Annotated in this window: 19 protein-coding genes; 8 read left to right on the top strand and 11 right to left on the bottom strand. The window is 36.9% G+C overall.

Features of this window, described 5'->3' with window-relative positions:
* Positions 1 to 2 precede the first annotated feature (2 nt).
* The 7 genes from KXJ69_RS00765 to KXJ69_RS00735 are packed head-to-tail and all read right to left on the bottom strand — an operon-like array spanning position 3 to position 6,350.
* Positions 3 to 1,448 carry an aldehyde dehydrogenase gene (locus tag KXJ69_RS00765; RefSeq protein WP_219050430.1) on the bottom strand — a complete coding sequence of 482 codons (1,446 nt, stop codon included), beginning with the start codon at positions 1,446 to 1,448 and terminating at the stop codon, positions 3 to 5.
* On the bottom strand, positions 1,448 to 2,251 hold the full coding sequence (locus tag KXJ69_RS00760) for an alpha/beta hydrolase (protein WP_219050429.1): 804 nt from the start codon (positions 2,249 to 2,251) through the stop codon (positions 1,448 to 1,450). Before KXJ69_RS00760 ends, KXJ69_RS00765 begins: the two co-directional genes overlap by 1 nt.
* Before the next feature lie 4 nt (positions 2,252 to 2,255).
* A complete protein-coding gene (locus tag KXJ69_RS00755; protein ID WP_219050428.1) occupies positions 2,256 to 2,681 on the bottom strand; it encodes a RidA family protein in 426 nt (141 codons plus the stop codon).
* Between the two features lies 1 nt (position 2,682).
* On the bottom strand, positions 2,683 to 4,080 hold the full coding sequence (locus KXJ69_RS00750; RefSeq protein ID WP_219050427.1) for an FAD-dependent oxidoreductase: 1,398 nt from the start codon (positions 4,078 to 4,080) through the stop codon (positions 2,683 to 2,685).
* Positions 4,080 to 5,342: a kynureninase gene (gene kynU / locus KXJ69_RS00745; RefSeq protein WP_219050426.1), complete on the bottom strand. Its 1,263-nt coding sequence runs from the start codon at positions 5,340 to 5,342 to the stop codon at positions 4,080 to 4,082. The genes KXJ69_RS00750 and kynU overlap by 1 nt, the downstream gene beginning before the upstream one ends.
* A gap of 5 nt (positions 5,343 to 5,347) precedes the next feature.
* Complete coding sequence (locus tag KXJ69_RS00740) at positions 5,348 to 5,695, bottom strand: hypothetical protein (protein WP_219050425.1); 348 nt, start codon at positions 5,693 to 5,695, stop codon at positions 5,348 to 5,350.
* Position 5,696: 1 nt separating this feature from the next.
* Positions 5,697 to 6,350: a hypothetical protein gene (locus KXJ69_RS00735; RefSeq protein ID WP_219050424.1), complete on the bottom strand. Its 654-nt coding sequence runs from the start codon at positions 6,348 to 6,350 to the stop codon at positions 5,697 to 5,699.
* 67 nt (positions 6,351 to 6,417) lie between these two features.
* Here KXJ69_RS00735 and KXJ69_RS00730 point away from each other — a divergent pair, with 67 nt between their 5' ends.
* From KXJ69_RS00730 to KXJ69_RS00700, 7 genes are all read left to right on the top strand, one after another.
* Complete coding sequence (locus KXJ69_RS00730) at positions 6,418 to 6,825, top strand: (4Fe-4S)-binding protein (RefSeq protein WP_219050423.1); 408 nt, start codon at positions 6,418 to 6,420, stop codon at positions 6,823 to 6,825.
* Positions 6,826 to 6,828: 3 nt separating this feature from the next.
* Positions 6,829 to 7,119 carry a GNAT family N-acetyltransferase gene (locus KXJ69_RS00725; protein ID WP_219050422.1) on the top strand — a complete coding sequence of 97 codons (291 nt, stop codon included), beginning with the start codon at positions 6,829 to 6,831 and terminating at the stop codon, positions 7,117 to 7,119.
* A 9-nt stretch (positions 7,120 to 7,128) separates the two neighbouring features.
* On the top strand, positions 7,129 to 7,929 hold the full coding sequence (locus KXJ69_RS00720; RefSeq protein WP_219050421.1) for a class I SAM-dependent methyltransferase: 801 nt from the start codon (positions 7,129 to 7,131) through the stop codon (positions 7,927 to 7,929).
* A gap of 77 nt (positions 7,930 to 8,006) precedes the next feature.
* A complete protein-coding gene (locus KXJ69_RS00715; RefSeq protein ID WP_219050420.1) occupies positions 8,007 to 8,492 on the top strand; it encodes a hypothetical protein in 486 nt (161 codons plus the stop codon).
* Between the two features lie 176 nt (positions 8,493 to 8,668).
* Entirely contained in the window at positions 8,669 to 9,505 is an 837-nt protein-coding gene (locus tag KXJ69_RS00710) for a DUF6503 family protein (protein WP_219050419.1), read from the top strand.
* On the top strand, positions 9,505 to 10,068 hold the full coding sequence (locus KXJ69_RS00705) for a TetR/AcrR family transcriptional regulator (protein ID WP_219050418.1): 564 nt from the start codon (positions 9,505 to 9,507) through the stop codon (positions 10,066 to 10,068). The genes KXJ69_RS00710 and KXJ69_RS00705 overlap by 1 nt, the downstream gene beginning before the upstream one ends.
* Before the next feature lie 68 nt (positions 10,069 to 10,136).
* Positions 10,137 to 10,694, top strand: coding sequence for a carboxymuconolactone decarboxylase family protein (locus KXJ69_RS00700; protein WP_219050417.1), 558 nt, complete (start codon positions 10,137 to 10,139; stop codon positions 10,692 to 10,694).
* A gap of 102 nt (positions 10,695 to 10,796) precedes the next feature.
* Here KXJ69_RS00700 and msrA read toward each other — a convergent pair whose 3' ends face one another.
* From msrA to KXJ69_RS00685, 3 genes are all read right to left on the bottom strand, one after another.
* Positions 10,797 to 11,477 (bottom strand): peptide-methionine (S)-S-oxide reductase MsrA, encoded by a 681-nt coding sequence (gene msrA / locus KXJ69_RS00695; RefSeq protein ID WP_219050416.1) that lies wholly within the window; start codon positions 11,475 to 11,477, stop codon positions 10,797 to 10,799.
* A gap of 106 nt (positions 11,478 to 11,583) precedes the next feature.
* Entirely contained in the window at positions 11,584 to 12,369 is a 786-nt protein-coding gene (locus tag KXJ69_RS00690) for a zinc ribbon domain-containing protein (protein ID WP_219050415.1), read from the bottom strand.
* A 3-nt stretch (positions 12,370 to 12,372) separates the two neighbouring features.
* The gene (locus KXJ69_RS00685) at positions 12,373 to 13,467 is read right to left on the bottom strand and encodes a Nif3-like dinuclear metal center hexameric protein (protein ID WP_219050414.1); all 1,095 of its coding nucleotides are present in this window, start codon (positions 13,465 to 13,467) and stop codon (positions 12,373 to 12,375) included.
* A 44-nt stretch (positions 13,468 to 13,511) separates the two neighbouring features.
* Between KXJ69_RS00685 and lpxK the strand changes: the two genes are divergently transcribed.
* Complete coding sequence (gene lpxK, locus KXJ69_RS00680) at positions 13,512 to 14,522, top strand: tetraacyldisaccharide 4'-kinase (protein ID WP_219050413.1); 1,011 nt, start codon at positions 13,512 to 13,514, stop codon at positions 14,520 to 14,522.
* Here lpxK and KXJ69_RS00675 read toward each other — a convergent pair.
* Positions 14,519 to 16,753 carry a response regulator gene (locus tag KXJ69_RS00675; protein ID WP_255571133.1) on the bottom strand — a complete coding sequence of 745 codons (2,235 nt, stop codon included), beginning with the start codon at positions 16,751 to 16,753 and terminating at the stop codon, positions 14,519 to 14,521. The two genes, lpxK and KXJ69_RS00675, sit on opposite strands and share 4 nt — an antisense overlap.
* Positions 16,754 to 16,781 lie beyond the last annotated feature (28 nt).

The raw sequence follows: 16,781 nt of genomic DNA, 5'->3' as shown, positions 1-16,781 counted from the left end.
TTTTATGAGTCATATTTTATACAAACATTTTTTGCTTCAGTAAAAAACCTTAGTGCTTCAAATCCCCCTTCACGACCCACACCACTCTCTTTAACACCGCCAAAGGGAGTGCGAAGATCACGATTAAGCCACGTGTTTACCCAAACAATGCCCGCTTCAATTTGCTTACTCATACGCATCGTTTTGTCAAGATTACTCGTCCAAAGGGTTGCCGAAAGTCCATACTTAACACCGTTGGCATAGTCTAAAACCTCTTCTTCCGTTTCGAAAGGCATTACCGTTACCACGGGACCAAAAATCTCTTCCTGATTTACGCGACAATTTGCATCAAAAACTTCGATAACTGTAGGTTCCAAATAATATCCCTTTTCAAATCCTTTTACTGAAACACGATTACCTCCCGTTAACACTTTTCCTCCTTCGTCTTTTGCTATTTGAATATAGCTTTCAATTTTATCTCGATGCGCTTCTGAAACCACTGCGCCTAAATTAACATCATCAAAAGGGTTGCCCACTTTTAACTGCTTTACTTTAGCTACAAAGTCTTTTTTAAACTGCTCATAAATCGATTTTTCTACAAAAATCCGGCTTCCACAAAGACAAATCTGCCCTTGATTGGCAAAAGATGATCTAACTGTAACAGCAAGCATTTTATCATAATCACAGTCCGCAAAAATGATGTTTGGGTTCTTTCCACCTAATTCCAAGGATAGTTTTTTAAACATGGGGGCAGCTGTTCTAGCCAAATGTTCACCTGTTTTGGTACCTCCAGTAAAAGAAATCGCTTTAATATGTGGATGCTCTACAATGGCTTGCCCCGCAGAAGGACCTAAGCCATGAACAATGTTTAAAACGCCCTTGGGTAAACCTGATTCGGTAAGAATTTCTCCTAATAAATAGGCGGTCATTGGGGTGACTTCACTAGGCTTGGCAACGACACAATTTCCTGCAGCAATGGCGGGTGCCACTTTCCAAGTAAATAAATACAAGGGAAGATTCCAAGGCGAAATACAACCCACAACACCAATGGGTTGCCGTAGTGTGAAATTCATGGTATTTAATCCCACACTTTCGTGGGCATCGCTGGAAAACTGCGTAATGGCATTTCCAAAAAAACGAAAATTGGCACTCGCACGTGGTATATCTACACTTTTAGCCAGACTAAGCGGTTTTCCATTATCAAGGGCTTCAGCTTCTGCTAGTTTGTTTAAGTTTTGATCTATTAAATCGGCAATTTTTAAAAGAATTCGGCTACGTTCTTCAATCGTAGTGTTACTCCAACTTGGAAACGCTTTCTTGGCAGCTTGATATGCTTTTTCGATATCTTCGGAAGAACTGTTTGCTATTTTTCCATAGACAACCCCTTCACTGGGATTGAAATTATCAATCCATTCCTTTGAAACAGGTTCGCAATATTCTCCGTTTATGTAGTTTAAGATTTTGTGCATTATTTCATTTCGGCTTTTAATATTTTTTCAAAGGCATCATACACTGCTAAATGCAGGGCATCCCCGTGATTTTGAGGTACTAATAAATTAAAATAAACCAAAGCTTTGGTGTCATAATATTTTTGAAGCTTATAACGTAGCTTAATGGCTCCGGTTTCCATAGTAGGGCCTTCACTTCCTACGGCTATGTATATTTTCTTTTCGAAAGAGGGCATTTGTGGAGTTTGAGAAAGTAATGATTCGTCATCCCACCACATACTTGGGCTCACTATGATATAATTATTAAATAATTCTGGATTTTTAAAGAGTATCTCGGTAGCTAAAAGACCTCCTAAAGACTGACCAATAATGGTTTTTTCATCAGTTACTTGATAATTTTTTTGAATATAGGGTTGCAATTCATTTTCCAAAAATTGAATAAACTTTTCTGAACCTCCTGTCGTTGGGAAGTCTTTTTTGTCTTGTTCATTTTGAGTAGGAAAAGTAAAGTCTCTTTTTCGATCTACATTGGCAATACCCACTACAATAGTTTCTGGAATCATATTAATCCACGAAAAAGAGCCAAACTGCACCAACCCAGCGATGTGGATAAAATCTTCATCGGCAGAACCGTCTAGCAAATAAATAACTGGATATTTCTTTTCTGAAGCTGGATACCCTTGGGGTAAATAAATATTCAAGGTTCTTTCTTCCTTAAGAATTTCGGAAAAAACTGTGACTGTTTCCCCAATTGAAAATGGCTTCTTTTCTTGCGCAAAACTCGTTTGAACAATTAATAAAAATAAGACGGCCAGTTTTTTCATAGTATTATTTTAATGGTTTGTAGGCCATTGCTTTAATCTCCACGACTAAATTGGGATGCGGTAATTGGTGTACTGCTACTGTAGTGCGTGCAGGTCCCGTGGCAGCATTAAAATATTCACTATACACTTGATTATAGCCGCCAAAATCGTTCATATTGACTAAAAAGGTGGTAACGTCCACCACATCCGCCATGGTCGCTCCCTCGGTAGCGAGATAGTCTTTTATGTTTTCCAAAACCGTACGAGTTTGCTCTTTAATGTCTAAATGAGTCGTACCCATTTCGTCAATTTTATGAACCCCAGCAAAGGTGTTATCAGGGAGTCTTGAACTAGTTCCACTTACAAAAAGAAAATCTCCGGCACGTTTAATATGTGGATAGGCGCCTCTTGGAGTGGCTTTACCTTCAACTAATCTACTTTTATTTTCCATACTATAAATTTTTAACCACGGCATCGTCGTGGAGTATATCGTTGGTTTCTTTTATAACTAATTGTAATTTTTCTTCTAAACTCATATCGTCTTTCAATTTTCCATCGTCTAATAAATTTAAAATGGCTTTGTCCTGAGCTCTTCCACGCTTCATAGCTAACGAATAAGGAATGGCCTCGTTAAAGGTAACTAAAGAATATTTACTGAAATACTCCTTCGGTAATTGGGTTTCGAAAGCAATTTCCAATTTTCTTTTCTGCTGAAACAAAGGACTCGCTGTATGTTCTTTCATTTCATGGAAATTATCCACAGCTAAGTCGGCAATAGCATCGGTGTCTATTTTTCTAGCTTTTTCATATTCTGAAAAGACTTGTTCCCAGTTGCCTTCAAATTTTTCAAGCACTTCATCAAACACCACCACATCTTCAAAAGAAGCATTCATTCCCTGCCCGTAAAACGGAACAATGGCATGGGCTGCATCACCCATCAACAGTGATTTTCCGTAGCAATGCCAAGGGGAACATTTAATGGTTCCCAAGGGTCCCGTTGGATTATTGAAATATTCTTCGGCTAAATTGGGAATCAACTCCAATGCATCTGGAAATTCTTTTTTGAAGTATTCCTCCACCTTTTCGGCAGTTATTAAATTATCGAAACAATAGTCACTGTTAGCATACGGTAAAAATAGCGTCACTGTAAAACTACCATCCAAATTGGGCAGCGCAATGAGCATATCTTCGCCTCGTGGCCAGATATGCAATGCATTTTTATAGGTTTTAAATCCGCCATCTTCGCCAGCAGGAATTTCCAATTCTTTATACCCGTGGGTTAGCCATTGTTGGGAAAAGCTGAAAAGAAACTTCTTATGCTCAAACATATTTCGTCTTACTGCAGAACCTGCCCCATCTGTACCTATAAGAATATCTCCAGAATAAGTTTCTGTTTTTCCAGTTTCATAATTTTTAAAACTCGTTGAAGCGTTTTCCAAATCTACCTCCTCACAACCCAAATTAAAATAAGTTGTTACGTTAGGCATTTTGTCAATTGCATCGAGCAACAACATATTTAAACCGGGACGGGAAATAGAATTGATGTATTCCCCTTCTCGTCCGCTATACGGACTTAAAAACGTATTACCTTCTTTGTCGTGTATCATTCGGCCATTCATAGGAATACATAATTTTTTTGCCTCTTCTTCCACGCCTGCGAGCCGTAGCCCTTTTAATCCGCGGTCACTTAAGGCTAAATTGATTGAGCGCCCTGCATCTTGGGTGACTTTTCGTAAATCGGGACGTTTTTCTACTAAAGTAATTTGATATCCTCGTTGTGCCAGCCGCAATGCCAACAAGCTTCCGCAGAGTCCAGCACCAATGATAAGTATGTTGTCTTTTTGAGCCATTAATTTAAAACTTGTTTCAGTCGTTCAACAAAATGGAATACATCTTCAAAACTATTATATAAAGCGGTGGGAGCTACCCGAATGACATCAGGCTCTCGCCAATCACTAACAACACCGGCTTTAGTAAGTTTTGTATGTAATTCTTTATTCGCACTTTTCACCTGAATCGATAATTGACTCCCTCTTTCTTCAGGATTTCTAGGCGTAATTACTTGAATTCTATCGTCCTTCATTTCATCCAAAAGAAATTCCAAATAGCCCGTTAATTTAATAGCTTTTTCTCTGAGATTATCCATACCCGCTTCTTCAAAAATACTTAACGAAGCACGAATGGCTGCCATGGATAAAATAGGAGGGTTGCTTAATTGCCATCCTTCGGCGCCAGGTAATACGTCAAACTCGTGACGCATATTAAAGCGCGTTTGTTTGTTATGTCCCCACCAACCTGCAAATCGGTTGAGGTTTGGATTATTTGCATGTCTTTCGTGTACAAAGACACCACCCAAACTTCCAGGACCACTATTTAAATATTTATAACTACACCAAACGGCAAAATCGGGTCCGTTCTCGTGTAAATTGGGTAATATGTTGCCCGCTCCGTGAGCTAAATCGAACCCTACTATTGCCCCATGATGATGCCCTAATTGGGTAATTTTTTTAATATCGAATGATTGTCCCGAATAGTAATTGGTGGTGCCAATCATAATTAGCGCTACCTCATCTCCTTGCTCATTCATAATGGCTTCCAAATCTTCATAACGGCATAGCTCTTCACCTTTTTTGGGTTTCCAAAGAATGAGTGATTCTTTTGGGTCGTACCCGTGAAACTTTATCTGACTCTCCACCGCATACTTATCACTGGGGAAGGCATCACTTTCGATAATGATTTTATTTCGTTTTGCAGTGGGTTGGTAAAAAGAAACCATCATTAAGTGAAGGTTTGCCGTAAGCCCATTCATAATAACTACTTCGCTGGGTTTTGCTCCCACGATATTTGCCATACTTTGGGTCAAGAATTCGTGGTAGGGGAGCCAAGGGTGTTTGGCTTCGGTGTGTCCTTCTACCCCTAGTTTTGCCCAATCGTCTAATTCTTCCTGAATGAATTGTGAAGTCTTTTTAGGTTGTAACCCCAAGGAGTTTCCGCAGAGATAGATAAGCGGATTACCTTGGTCGTCTTTCGGGAAATAAAATTGCGCTCTAAAATGTTTTAAAGGGTCTTGTGCGTCGCACTGTTGGGCATATTCCAGTGTGTTTTGGTACATGAAGGTTAGCTGTTTTGTTTTTTTTCAATGAATTCATCCATACGGGAGAGCAAGCGCCACCATTCGCTTCCATCGTCGCGATAGTTTCGGATGGCTCCTGCACGCACTAAAATTTTGCGAAGTTCGTCATCGTCAAATCCGCCAAGATGTTTCTTTAAGGTTTCAAAAGAACGATCGGTGTACGATTTATGATTCAGAAAATGCTTGGCAGTGGTTTCGGCTATAAATTCGGTTTTATGTTCTTCCCGAAGTATTTTCAATTCTTGTTTAAACCGTTGGTGTTGTAAAAAATAACTGATACCACCTCCTACTAATGTTCCCGCCAAAGTAAATAGTGCTGTGGTGATTTCCATACTACTTAACTGAAAGATTGGTAAAATATATTTTCTTAGTCCCGGTACTGTCTTTATGCATGGTACAGAGTTTCATTCCATTAAAATCTTTGGTATCCTCCCATGTATAGGCTATGGTAGGCGTAGCACTATTTTTTTCACGGAACACCCATTCTTTAATCATAAAATCCTTTCCGTAGTAAAAGTCGTAGGCATCGCCTGGGGTGTAACCGCCCAATTCGGGATAGGTGACGGTAAGCATGTTAAGCGTTTCACCAGAAATGGGAGCTATTTCATTCTCTTTTTCTGAAAAAATAAGCCCTTCATCCCAAAGCAATTGAAAAGGAGCCAGTAACCAATATTTATCGTTAATAAATCGTTGGTCTGCTGCAATTTCTATACTGTCTTTTGCATTGGTATGTAAATAACTTACGGTATCATTTTTTAAGGCATAAGTCACTTTATTCGTTTTAGGTTCCCAAATAAAAGTGCGTTCGAAATGCGAAGTGTCACGGTCTACATTAAAAGTAAAGGTAAGTTCGTTTACATTATTCCAATTTTTAAATCCATAAGCCGCGGCTATTGCTTCTTGTGCTGGAATACTATTTTTGATGTTGGGTGTATCCTTACAACCTATTAATAAAAAAGGAAGGATGCAAAAGAGGAATTTATTCACTTGGGCTAGTTTTTCAGTAAAAATACGCAAACTATTTTCGCTTTCATAATTTTAGTATTTTTATAGGATGGACATCACAAAAAAATATACACACGACCATGTTACTGTTATTTGGAAACCGGGACTTTGTATTCATTCTGGTAATTGTGTTCGTGCATTGCCTAATGTATTTAAACCGAAAGAAAAACCTTGGGTACAACCCGAAGGAAGTACAGGTGCAGACCTAATGAATGCCATTAATAAATGCCCAAGTGGCGCATTAACCTATGAAACCTCAAATTCAACCGAAACTATGGAAGATACTCCCAACAATGTAAAAGTTACTTTAATTGAAAACGGCCCAGCAATCGTCATGGAAACCTGTGAGGTTACCCATCCCGATGGTAAAACCGAAACCCGCGAACGTCGTGCCTCCTTTTGCCGTTGTACCAAGTCTGAGAATTTCCCCTATTGCGATGGCTCTCATAAAAAATAACTTATGGAGTTGACTATTGCCGATAATACCGAAAAAAAGCGTTTCGAAACACAAGTGGAGGGACATACTGCTATTATTGAATACATCCGTGCCAAAGACGCCATATATCTTACCCATACCGAAGTACCTCAAGCCTTAGGCGGAAAAGGTGTGGGGAGTGCCTTGGTAAAAGGAGTGCTAGAAAGAATTGAAAAAGAAGATTTGAAAATTGCTCCTTTGTGCCCCTTTGTGGCTGCGTATATGAAACGTCATCCCGAATGGAAACGACTTTTGGCAAAGGGGTATAACGTATAAAGTTTACAAGTGGATTTACAAAAAGCTTTCGAAACCAACCGTGAAACTTGGAACCAAAAGGTGGACGTCCATGCGCAAAGCGATTTCTATAACCTAAAAGCTTTTAAAGAGGGAGCTACTTCGCTTAATCGTTATGAGTTAGATGCTTTGGGGGATGTAAAAGGGAAAAACATCTTGCATTTGCAATGCCATTTTGGGCAAGACACGTTGAGTTTGGCACGAATGGGTGCCAAGTGCGTTGGGGTGGATCTTAGCAATAAAGGGATTGCATTAGCGCAGCAACTAAACAATGAATTAGATCTAGACGCCCAATTTGTATGCTGCAACGTACTGGATACCTCAAAACATATAAAAGAACAATTTGATATCGTTTTTACCAGTTACGGTGTAATAGGATGGCTACCCGATTTACAACCTTGGGCGCTAATGATTGCCGAACGGTTGAAGCCCGGAGGCTTTTTTTATATGGTAGAATTTCACCCTATTGCATGGATGTTTGATTATACGGTAAATCCGCCTGTTATGAAATACGGTTATAACCAAGAAGAAGCCATCTACGAAGAATACGAAGGCACCTATGCCGAGGGGGACACACCCCAAATGACTAGTAAAGAATACGGTTGGAATCACGGACTTAGCGAAGTGATACAAAGCCTAAAGGATGCCGGTTTGCAGTTGGAGTTTTTTAGAGAGCACAATGGGAGTCCATATAATGTGTTCCCAAATTTAGTGAAGAATACAGAAGGTCTTTACGAACTCCCTCATGGGTTATATCCATTGGTGTATGAGGTGAAGTTTGTGAAGGGGTGATTTTGTAAATTTGAAAGAGTCGTTGCTGGATAACGACGGTAAAATGATAGATATAACTAATTAGGTGCAATTCAAAAATGAAGAACAATCAAGGATTTGGTAAGTTAATTACCGTTGAAGATTATTGGATTAAATTGTGCTGGGAGTATGATAAGCTAAAAAAGGAACCACACAATACCTTTAAAGCCTTTAATTTTGTAATCACAGCTTATCATTTGCTTGAATGGATTGCTCCGAAACCACTTGGAGCGCAGAACAAGGAATGGCCGCAAATAAAACAAAACATTAAGCACTTGAAAGTGTGTGAGCAACTTGCAAATGGCGCGAAACATTTTGAAGTTGATAAAAGTAGGCACAAATTAGTGAAGAAGTTGGAAAGTTACGGATATGTAGAGGATGGATATGTTGAAGCGGGCTATTTTGAAGAGCAAATTATTATTACGTTATCTGATTCAACTGTTTTAACAATTTTAGAGCTTGCTGAAAGCTTAATTTCGGATTGGAAAAATGAGCTAGTTAATAGAGATTACCAAATAAAAGACACTCCTAACACACACATATAACACATCAATTCCTTTAAATTCTTCTTTAAATCAATATTTGCAATCCTCCGTTAACAACTCAGGAACTTAGCCTTTCTTTTCCGTCATATTACTTTTAATTTAAAACTTGTGTTAAATTGTTTTTTATAACTAACCGATTGTTTAGTTTTGTTGCTGTCAAATCTAAAAATGCTAAAATGAAATACGACTTCCTTATTGTCCTTGTAATAATCCTATCTATCGTGTCATGCAAAAACACCCCCGAAAAGGCTTCCAATAGTGAACCTTTACAAACTACTGCATCCGAAATAGTTTTTAAAAACAAAGGACATGAATTGGTGTACGAAATGACACAAAAAACGGGTGATTATAACACCTTGGCTGCAAAGAAAGATGTTGTCTATACCTATACCTATGAAACTCCAGACGGCAAAAAAGATGTTTCTACAGAAAAATATATTTTTAATGGGGAGTTGTCTTATGGTCAATATCAACAGCATGAAAGAACATTACCCCAACTAGAGGGAACTATAGAACAAGGGTATAATGGTACCGAATTTTGGCTCAAACATCAAGGAGGGTATCTTGAAGATGAAGCTTTTATGAAACGTGTTGTCTTTAACCGAAAAACCAATTTTTATTGGTTTGCCATGTTTCAAAAATTATTGGACCCAGGATTGCACTATGAATATTTAAATGAAGCCGTTGTAAATACTAAAAAATACGACTTAGTAAAAGTGACTTTTGAATCTGAAGATGATTCTCCTAAAGATATTTATCTTTTATATATAAATCAAAACACGAAATTAGTAGATCAGTTTTTATTTACGGTAGTAGATTTTAATGTGGTGGAGAACCCTATGCTTATGCAATTGGAATATGAAGAGATAGACGGTATGCTTATCCCTACAAAGCGTCAATACAAAAAATCTACTTGGGATGCACAAGTAACCGAAGAACCTTGGATAAATGTAACTTGGTCCAATATTACATTTAACAATCATCTTACAGCAGAAGAATTTAATAAAAAGTAATGGCAAGGAAGAAAGCGTATATTGAAGAAGAAGTAGTAGAAAAGGCAATGAAAGTTTTTTGGAAAAACGGTTATGAAGCTACTTCTATGCACATGCTTGAAAAAGAAATGGGCATTAATAAATTTTCTATTTACGCTAGCTTTGGAAATAAACACGGGCTTTTTCTTGAAAGTCTAAAAAGCTACAAAAAAAGGGTGCAGGGTATTTTTGAACAATTCAGAAATTCAAAAAAAGGAGTTGAAGATATAAAGGAATTTTTCTACAATTCGGTTCGTATTTGTGATGAAAAAGGAAATCACAAAGGATGTTTATTAACCAATACCTATTATGAGTTTTCAGAAAGGGAAGACCAGTTAATAAAAGAACAAATGGATGTATTTATGAATAATTTGAAGGATTTATTTATTGAAAAATTACAAATGGATTCCACCAAAGATGAAACAACTATCCAAAAACAAGCCAATTTCTTATTGTTAGCAAAACACGGTTTAGCAACCGCTTCCAGAGTTAACAATCAAAAGGAAATAGAAGACTATATAGAAATGACTTTTAAAAACATATAACATTTTTTTATCCTATAGCTAAACGATCGTTTAGTTATGTTATTATTTATAACAATTAAATTTAAACTATGAGTACATTAAAAATTCACACTGTTGAATCGGCTCCAGTAAAGAGCAAACCATTTTTAGAACAATCGCTTAAAGCCAATGGCAGAATTCCAGGATTACATGGGGTACTAGCAGGATCACCAGAGTTATTACAAGCTTACCAAACTTTGCATAAACTTTTTACGGAGTCTTCCTTTAATAAAGAAGAACTTACAGTTGTTTGGCAAACCATTAATGTAGAACACGAATGTCATTATTGTGTTCCTGCACACACTGGAATTGCTAATATAATGAAGGTAGCTCCTGAAATAACAGAGGCCTTAAGAAATAGAACACCTCTACCTACTGAAAAATTACAAACCTTGCACAATTTTACACTTTCTGTTGTAAGAAATAGAGGTAGAGTAACCGATACTGAGTTAGAAGCTTTTTTTGCTGCCGGATATAAAGAGCAACAAGTCTTAGAAATTATTTTGGGATTATCTCAAAAAGTGATAAGCAACTATACAAATCATATTGCCAACACCCCTGTAGATGGTGTTTTTGAAAAATATGCGTGGGAGACAACAACTGTATAATTAATAGGTATAAAAATAGGCACAAGCTATTTGGCTTGTGCTTTTCTTTTCGGAAACAAATATGAAAGAAGCTATTTATTCCATAGCAAGTTTGACTATGTATTAATGCTCTTCATTTTCTTTTAGCAGTTCAGGAAATTTATATTTAAACCTATTTAAGCGTGGGATAGATACGTTTTGGATGTAGGGATGTGTCGGATTTAGTTTTTCAAAATTTTGATGATATCCTTCACCCACCCAAAATTTTTGGAAGGGCAACACTTGCGCGGCTACTTTTCCTTTCCCTAATTCTTTCTCAAGCGCAGCAATTTTTTCGTCAATGATTTTCTTTTGCGCCTCATTTTGGTAAAAAATAATGCTACGATATTGGCTACCGTGGTCGGGTCCCTGCCCATTTACTTGGGTGATATTTTGGGAACCAAAATACACATTTACTAGGGTAGCAAAACTAACCACCTTGGGATCGTACATAATTTCTACCGCTTCGGCGTGGCCTGTTAAACCTGTGTTACTGGCTTCGTAGGTGGGATTATCTGTATGACCGCCACTATATCCAGAAATGGATTCTTTTACCCCTTTTACGCTTTCATAAATGGCTTCCACACACCAAAAGCATCCGCTAGCAAAATAGGCAAACTCATAGCCATCTTTGGCAGGTACTTGAACGGGTTTTACCTCTTTTTGCAATTTGGCTTCTTCTTTTTTATTCCGATCATTAGATTGGCAAGAGGCTTGAAAACTCAATAATATAACGGAAAGAAATAATACCGCGTATTTTTTCATAGTGGACAAATTTTTTAGATAAGTCGGTTTCAACAGAAATCCTTTCAGAAAAGTACAAAAAAAAGCCCCCACAACTGTGAAGGCTTTTATATCGTTTATGAAGAGTTTATTTACTTACTTTTTTAAATAACTGCTCCATTTTTTCTCTTTCTTCTTCTGCCAATGCCGGGTCTACTAAAATACGACCACTGTGCTCATCGGTAATAATTTTTTTGCGAGCGGCGATTTCCATTTGTACTTGTGGCGGAATGGTAAAGAATGATCCACCGGAAGCACCACGCTCTACAGGAACCACAGCAAGACCATTTTTCACGTTGCTTCTAATGCGCTTATAGGCATTTACCAAACGCTCTTCGATGTTTTTCTCGTACTTTTCAGATTCTTTTAGAAGTGCTTTTTCCTCTTTTTCAGTTTCAGCAAGAATCTCATCAAGCTCACCTTGTTTGTGCTTTAAGTGATTTTCACGTTCTGCCAAACGCTCTTTGGTTTCTTCTATCACCGCACTTTTTTGCTCTATTTGCGCTTTAAATTCTTTGATGTGCTTTTCAGCCAATTGAATTTCCAATTCCTGGTATTCAACTTCTTTGCTCAAGCTATTGTATTCGCGGTTGTTACGAACTTTATCTTGTTGCGTCGTGTATTTTTTGATAAGGCCTTTTGCCTCTTCAATCAAGTTTTTCTTTTCCTTGATGCTTTCCTCGATGCTTTCAAGATCGTTGGTTAATTTCTCAAGACGGGTATTCATCCCTGCCACTTCATCTTCCAAATCTTGAACCTCCAATGGAAGTTCTCCACGAACATTTCTAATTTCATCTACACGCGAGTCGATTAATTGTAAATCGAATAACGCTCTTAACTTATCTTCTACAGTGATTTCAGTTTTCTTTGCCATACTTTAAAAATAGCTTACAGGATTGGTCTTTACTTTTGATAAAACGACTGCAAAATTAGTAATTTTTTTGCTAAGGTGAGCAACTAATAACTCTTTTGTGTATTGTTCGCTTTCATAATGCCCAATATCGGCTAAAATTAACTGATTTTCAGCCTGAAAAAAGTCATGATACTTTAAATCGGAGGTCACAAAAGCATCCACTTGCTTACTTTTTGCCGCTGAAATGGCAAAACTTCCGCTTCCGCCTAAAACAGCCACTTTTTTAATGGGTTTTCCTAATAATGCTGAATGACGAACCACACCTGTTTTAAATGTTTTCTTTAAAAGTACTAGAAATGCTTCTTCAGAAATAGCTTCCGAAAGTTCTCCTACCATACCCATCCCAATATGCTGGTGGGTGTTTTCTAAAGTGGTTACTTCATAAGCGACTTCTTCATAAGGATGATTTTCAAATAGTGCATGCAATACTATTCCTTCCAAATGTTTAGAAAAAGTGACTCCAATTTGTGTTTCTTCTTCAAAATGTGTTTCTCCTTTTTTACCTTTGGTAGGATTGGAGTCTTCGTTTCCGTTAAAACTGCCTATTCCTTTAATATTAAAACTACAGTTGTCATAATTTCCAATGGCTCCAGCACCCGCTTTAAAAAGACCTTCTCTAAGTTTTTCGGCATCCTTATGTGGGACAAAAGTGATGAGTTTTTTAATCGTTCCTTCCTGCGGAATAAGAATCTTACGGTTGTTGAGGTTAAGTTTTTCGCAAATCATGGCGTTTACTCCATTCCAAGCATTATCCAAAGCTGTATGAATGGAAAAAATAGCGATATCGTGTTTTATGGCTTTTAAGACAGTGCGCTCTACATAACTCTTACCAGTAAGTTTTTTTAGCCCTTTAAAAATAATAGGGTGAAAGCTTACAATAAGATTACAATGGTTTTCTATGGCTTCATCTACCACCGTTTCCAGTGTATCGAGCGTTACTAAGATTCCTTTTACTTGGGTGTTGTAATCACCCACCAATAAGCCTGTATTGTCAAAGTCTTCGGAATACGAAAGCGGTGCCAATGCTTCTAAAACGGATAGTACCTCTTTTACTGTCATAAATATATATTTAGTGTAAAGATAAAAAAGTATATTTTCGTGGTATGAACTTTCGGAAATTCCTTTTTCCTTTTTCCATTTTATATGATGGAGTTACCTCCTTACGTAACTATGCCTATGATAAAGGGTGGAAAGACAGTACAGAGTATGAAATTCCGGTGATTTCTGTAGGAAATCTTTCGGTTGGTGGAACGGGGAAGTCACCCATGGTTGAATTGTTGATTTCTATTCTGAATGAAGATTACAAAGTAGCTGTATTGAGTAGGGGTTATAAACGTAAAACTTCTGGGTTTCTGGAAGTGCAAGCATTATCGACTGCCGAGGAAGTAGGAGATGAGCCGCTTCAGTTTAAACATAAATTTCCTGAGGTTACTATAGCTGTTTGTGCAGATAGAAGGGAGGGTATCGAAAAGCTAAAGCTAAAAGCCGAAGTCATTATCTTGGATGATGCTTTTCAGCACCGAAAAGTGAAACCTGCTTTGAGTATTTTACTTACTTCCTATTCAAATTTATTTATAGAAGATTTGGTGTTACCAGCGGGTAATTTGCGTGAATCGAAAAGAGGAATGGAGCGAGCGGATATTATTGTGATTACAAAAATCCCTGATGGCACGGCCTATGCTAAGTTACAGGAAGTTCAGCATAGGATGCAATTAAAAGAGCATCAGTCTATTTATTTTTCAATAATTGGGTACGATGATAGTATTTATGGTAAGACCGAAAGTCTGCCCTTGGAATATTTAGAAAATAAAGCGTTTACTTTAGTAACCGGTATTGCCAATCCTACACCCTTAGTGGAATTCCTTGAACAAAAAAACTTTACGTTTCAGCATCAAAAATTTTCGGATCATCATCACTTTTCAACATCTGAAATTGAAAAGCTTCAAAAGGAAGATTTAATTCTCACGACGGAAAAAGATTTTAAAAGATTGAGTAATCGACTTCAAAAAAGAGCTTTGTACTATCTACCTATAACCACCGTATTTTTACACAAAGAAGAAGGTGCTTTTGAGAGAGAGGTTTTAAACCGAATAGAATACTTCAGAAAGTATTAGCCTTCTATGGGCATTTTTCGGCTCTCTAGCGTTTTGTAAATTTTTTCGAAGAATTCTTCTGTTTTAAATGGCTTTGGAATAATTTCATTAAATCCAGCACGGTAGAAATCGTCTAGGTTTTCATCAATGGTAACCGCCGTTAGTGCAATAATAGGTAATCCTTTATTGAATTTTCGAATGTCTTGTGTCGCTTCAATTCCGCTAATGCCAGGCATGTGAATGTCCATTAAAATAATGTCGTATTCATTTTCTTTTACCAATTTAATAGCGTCCATTCCATTGTCTGCAACATCACAAACCATTTTATTCTTTTCAAGGATTTTCTTGGTAATCATTTGGTTTATTTTGTTATCCTCAACCACCAAGACCTTTTTGTTTTCTAATGCAGTTAGGTCTATTTCATTAGCACTTCTAGTGTCTTTGGTTTCAGAATATTCTTCAGAAACGGCAAAGTTAATATCAAACCAAAACTTGGAGCCCTTTCCTAATTGACTTTCCAATTGGATTTTACTTCCCATAAGCTCCAATAGGTTTTTTACAATAGCAAGCCCTAATCCTGTACCACCAAATTTTCTATTAATTTGAAGGGAAGCTTGGGAAAAAGATTCAAAAATACTTTTTTGTTTCTTTTTTGAAATACCTACGCCATTATCCTCAATTTCAAAATGAAGTAATACCCGATTATTGATTTCTTTCATTTTTTTAATTCGAATAAAGACATCACCGTTTTGGGTAAACTTGAGAGAGTTTCCAATTAAATTAATTAGAATTTGAGACAACTTTAAAGGATCTCCAGCCAGTTTATTGGGTATCGTCTCATCATATTCCAGATGAAGATTGTTCTTTTTATCATCGGCAGTTTTCTTTAGTGCAATGAGTACGTCATTTAATCTCTTTTTAAGATCGAAACTTGTTTTTTCAATCTCAACTTTATTTGCTTCAAGCTTGTTAAGGTCAAGAATGTTATTAATTAATGATAATAAATACTCTCCAGAAAACTTCAGGGAATTAAGGTGTTCTTTTTGGTCGGGTTTTGGATTCTCTTCTAGCAGTAAATGTGTTAATCCGGTTACTGCATATAGCGGTGTTCGTAATTCGTGTGTAATGGTAGAAAGGAACTGTGCTTTAGCCAATGAGGCCTTTTCCGCCTTTTCTTTCGCTAATTGAAGTTCGTTGTTTTTATCTTGAAGTAAATCGTTTGCCTTAGCTCTTAAATTATTGTTTTTATAAAGTGATAAGGTTAATAATGATAAAATAACTATTAGGGCAATACTTAACCCCGTGGTCATTTTTCCGAAGTTAATAGACCTTCTTTGCTTGTCGAGGTCGGTTTGTTGTTTATCAATTATCTCACTATAATAGCCCGCATCACCTTCCGAATCAATTCCTTTTGAAATAGCACTTAAAAAAACTTGATATAGCGAATCATTTTTTTGCTCGTAAATAGCCATGTTCTCTTCGGCTAAAGTGTAATTATTCTCTTTTAAAGCTATGTAGGATTCAATCTTATAACTATCAATTTTTAGTTTAACAAATGCATTAGCGTCAATAATAGTAAGTGCCTTTTGAAGACTTTGTTTAGATTGTTGTAGCCCATTAGGTACATCATTACTATTGCTATTTAAAAGGGCTTCAGATTTACTTAGCCGTGCATAGGCCTCATGATAAAATAAATCATTGACTTCAAAAATGGGGATGGCCGCATCCAAATAATTGATTGCTACTTTATAATTGTGTTTTTTAAGCTCTAAAATTCCATATCCCAACAAAACATTGGCCCGATTTTTTTCATCGTTGGTTTTCGTAAACCAATTGTCTGCTTGTTTTAGTGCTTCTTCGGCCTGTGGGAATTTATTGAGTTGAATATTAATAAGGCCTAATAAAGTATAGGCTTCAGCAAGTTCTTTCTCCTTTTTTCTTTTCTTTAATTCTAAAATAATTTTCTTGGCTTCCTTTTCTGCTTTATGGTAATTGCGTAAGTAATAATGAAGTTGAGCGATACTGAATTCTACTTGAAGTTGCTCCTCGGTGTTTTTTGAGGCAAAAGCCAATTTATTAGCTTTCGATAAACTAATAATGGCTTCGTCAAATACTTGGTTTTGAACAAAGGCTCTCCCTTCGGCATGATACTTTTGTATAAGTGCTAATGTGTCCTTCGGTTGTTGTGAAAAAACACTACTACTTATTAAAAATAACAGCCATAGGGGGGCTATGGTTTTATATTTTTTCAAGAGGTAAATCATTTACTCTTATGTACTT

The organism is Halomarinibacterium sedimenti (assembly GCF_019312585.1).
GTDB classification, from domain to species: Bacteria; Bacteroidota; Bacteroidia; order Flavobacteriales; family Flavobacteriaceae; genus Halomarinibacterium; species Halomarinibacterium sedimenti.
Note: the sequence above shows the minus strand (reverse complement) of the source record. Positions and strands in the feature narration are given on the sequence as shown.

Bases quoted from the DNA above. Each gene is read 5' to 3' on its own strand.
- KXJ69_RS00740 (WP_219050425.1), bottom strand. From the start codon at position 5,695: ATGGAAATCACCACAGCACTATTTACTTTGGCGGGAACATTAGTAGGA.
- lpxK (WP_219050413.1), top strand. From the start codon at position 13,512: ATGAACTTTCGGAAATTCCTTTTTCCTTTTTCCATTTTATATGATGGA.
- KXJ69_RS00710 (WP_219050419.1), top strand. From the start codon at position 8,669: ATGAAATACGACTTCCTTATTGTCCTTGTAATAATCCTATCTATCGTG.
- kynU (WP_219050426.1), bottom strand. From the start codon at position 5,342: ATGTACCAAAACACACTGGAATATGCCCAACAGTGCGACGCACAAGAC.
- KXJ69_RS00765 (WP_219050430.1), bottom strand. From the start codon at position 1,448: ATGCACAAAATCTTAAACTACATAAACGGAGAATATTGCGAACCTGTT.
- KXJ69_RS00750 (WP_219050427.1), bottom strand. From the start codon at position 4,080: ATGGCTCAAAAAGACAACATACTTATCATTGGTGCTGGACTCTGCGGA.
- KXJ69_RS00705 (WP_219050418.1), top strand. From the start codon at position 9,505: ATGGCAAGGAAGAAAGCGTATATTGAAGAAGAAGTAGTAGAAAAGGCA.
- KXJ69_RS00690 (WP_219050415.1), bottom strand. From the start codon at position 12,369: ATGGCAAAGAAAACTGAAATCACTGTAGAAGATAAGTTAAGAGCGTTA.
- KXJ69_RS00685 (WP_219050414.1), bottom strand. From the start codon at position 13,467: ATGACAGTAAAAGAGGTACTATCCGTTTTAGAAGCATTGGCACCGCTT.
- KXJ69_RS00760 (WP_219050429.1), bottom strand. From the start codon at position 2,251: ATGAAAAAACTGGCCGTCTTATTTTTATTAATTGTTCAAACGAGTTTT.
- KXJ69_RS00755 (WP_219050428.1), bottom strand. From the start codon at position 2,681: ATGGAAAATAAAAGTAGATTAGTTGAAGGTAAAGCCACTCCAAGAGGC.
- KXJ69_RS00700 (WP_219050417.1), top strand. From the start codon at position 10,137: ATGAGTACATTAAAAATTCACACTGTTGAATCGGCTCCAGTAAAGAGC.
- msrA (WP_219050416.1), bottom strand. From the start codon at position 11,477: ATGAAAAAATACGCGGTATTATTTCTTTCCGTTATATTATTGAGTTTT.
- KXJ69_RS00715 (WP_219050420.1), top strand. From the start codon at position 8,007: ATGAAGAACAATCAAGGATTTGGTAAGTTAATTACCGTTGAAGATTAT.
- KXJ69_RS00725 (WP_219050422.1), top strand. From the start codon at position 6,829: ATGGAGTTGACTATTGCCGATAATACCGAAAAAAAGCGTTTCGAAACA.
- KXJ69_RS00730 (WP_219050423.1), top strand. From the start codon at position 6,418: ATGGACATCACAAAAAAATATACACACGACCATGTTACTGTTATTTGG.